The sequence below is a fragment of the Capnocytophaga genosp. AHN8471 genome (assembly GCF_016806945.1).
In the GTDB taxonomy this organism is placed as follows: Bacteria; Bacteroidota; Bacteroidia; order Flavobacteriales; family Flavobacteriaceae; genus Capnocytophaga; species Capnocytophaga periodontitidis.
This window is the reverse complement of sequence record NZ_JAESPJ010000045.1, coordinates 1-1,858: the sequence shown is the minus strand read 5'-3', so window position 1 is coordinate 1,858 and position 1,858 is coordinate 1. Positions and strand designations below refer to the sequence as shown.

Annotated in this window: 1 protein-coding gene; it reads right to left on the bottom strand. The window is 33.4% G+C overall.

The window, feature by feature from the left end; all coding sequences use genetic code 11:
* Nucleotides 1–100: 100 nt before the first annotated feature.
* Nucleotides 101–1,723, bottom strand: coding sequence for an IS1182 family transposase (locus JMN12_RS14925; RefSeq protein WP_238423944.1), 1,623 nt, complete (start codon nt 1,721–1,723; stop codon nt 101–103).
* Nucleotides 1,724–1,858: the final 135 nt, after the last annotated feature.

Genomic DNA, 1,858 nt, shown 5'->3' with positions numbered 1-1,858 from the left:
AAGAGGCTGTCCGAAAAGTTTAGTTTAAACTTTTAAGGACAGCCTCTTTTTTTTGAGGATTACTCTATGGTTGGCTAAAAAAAGATTGTTTTTAGAGTTCCTAAGCAGATTGGGCAAGGTAAAAAAATGAAAAAGTAGCATTTTGAGGTGTTTTTACCACATTTTCATTGCTTTTTGCTTCTTTTTTGGTAGTAGTCGCCTTATTGGATACTAATTTTCTAAAATTATGCCCAACTGCCATTAGTAAAAACTCCATTTCTACCTTTTCTTTGCCTCTATGTGTAAACCGATTGAACTTATTATTACTTTTTAGTTGACCAAATACTGCTTCTACTTCTATCGGTCGCTTACTGCGATGATACCGCCCTTTTTCACTCATTAATAAGGTTCTTGCTTCTATTTTTAAGTGATTTAATCGATAATTGACCTCTATCCTTCGGTTGCCTTTTGCCTTATGACATAAGCCTCTTAGTGGACACCCCTCACACCTTTGTGCTTGATAATAAGTAACTTTTGATTCATATCCATTACTTGAAGTCCGTTTTCCTTTCCCTACATTGCTCAATTTCTGTCCCATTGGGCATACATAATAATCCTCTTTTAGATTATAGTACATATTCTGAACCGAAAAAGGATCTTCTTTTTGTTTTTTCTTCTGCTCTTTATGAAAATAATTATACTTCACATAAGCCTCTATTTCTTTCTTTTTCAGCATTTCGTAGTTCTCTTCACTACCATAACCTGCATCGGCACATACCTCTTTGCTTTGTTTCTGATAGCTCTTTTCAAAACCATCTAAATGGCTCTCTAAAGTATTGGTATCGCCTGGTGTTTGGTGTATACTAACGTGAGTAATAAACTGATTTTCAGTGGATATCTGAGTATTATAAGCTGGTTTGAGCTGACCGTTTTTCATATGGTCATCTTTCATTCGCATAAAAGTTGCATCTGTATCTGTTTTGCTATAAGAATTTCTATCTCCCATTATTTTTAGACTTTCTTCATATTTTTCTAACTTTGGAAGATGCTCATTTTGAAGTTTTTCTAACTCCTTAGCTTGTTTTTTAGTAGGTTCTTTTAGCCTTTTATTAATCTCAGCTAATTTCTCTTTAAGCTCTTTGGTATTGATTTCTTTAGGAAGTTCTTGCTTAGTAATCTCTTGATTATCTGATTGTATGCTATCTTCTATATCAGAGAGCACTTTATTTATTTTAGCCTCTAACTTCTCCTTGTACTTCTCTACAGAACCTCTCCACACAAAAGTATATTTGTTAGCAGCTGATTCTATTTTTGTACCGTCAATATACTGTACATCAAGGCTTAGATAACCCTCTTTTACTAAGAGTTTTACTATTTCAGCAAAAAGTTTTTGCAAAGAATCTTTCAAAATTTTACCTCTAAAGTCATTGATTGTTCTAAAATCAGGAGTTGTACCTCCTGCAAGATACATAAGGGGGAGATTTTCTTTGACAGCAATAGCCATTTTGCGGCAAGAATAAATGTTAGAAAGATAGCTATAGAAGATTATTTTTATCATTGTACGAGGGTGGTATGCAGAACAGCCTCCACCCTTATATTTTTGAATAATATCAGTTATATCTAACTGATTAACAACCATTTCTACTAATTTAGCAGGGTGGTTACTATCTAACTTATCAAAAATATTCTCGGGGAAAAGTGTTAAAAATTTGTAAGGTTCAGATTTAAATGATACTTTTGTCATTGTGTTTTTTTTAGGAACCACAAAGATACAACTTTTGTGGTAAAACACCAAATAATAAGAGGCTATCTGGCAAAAGATAGCCTCTTTTTTATTCATTGCTGATAATCAGCCTGTTAAAACTTTTCGGACAGGCTC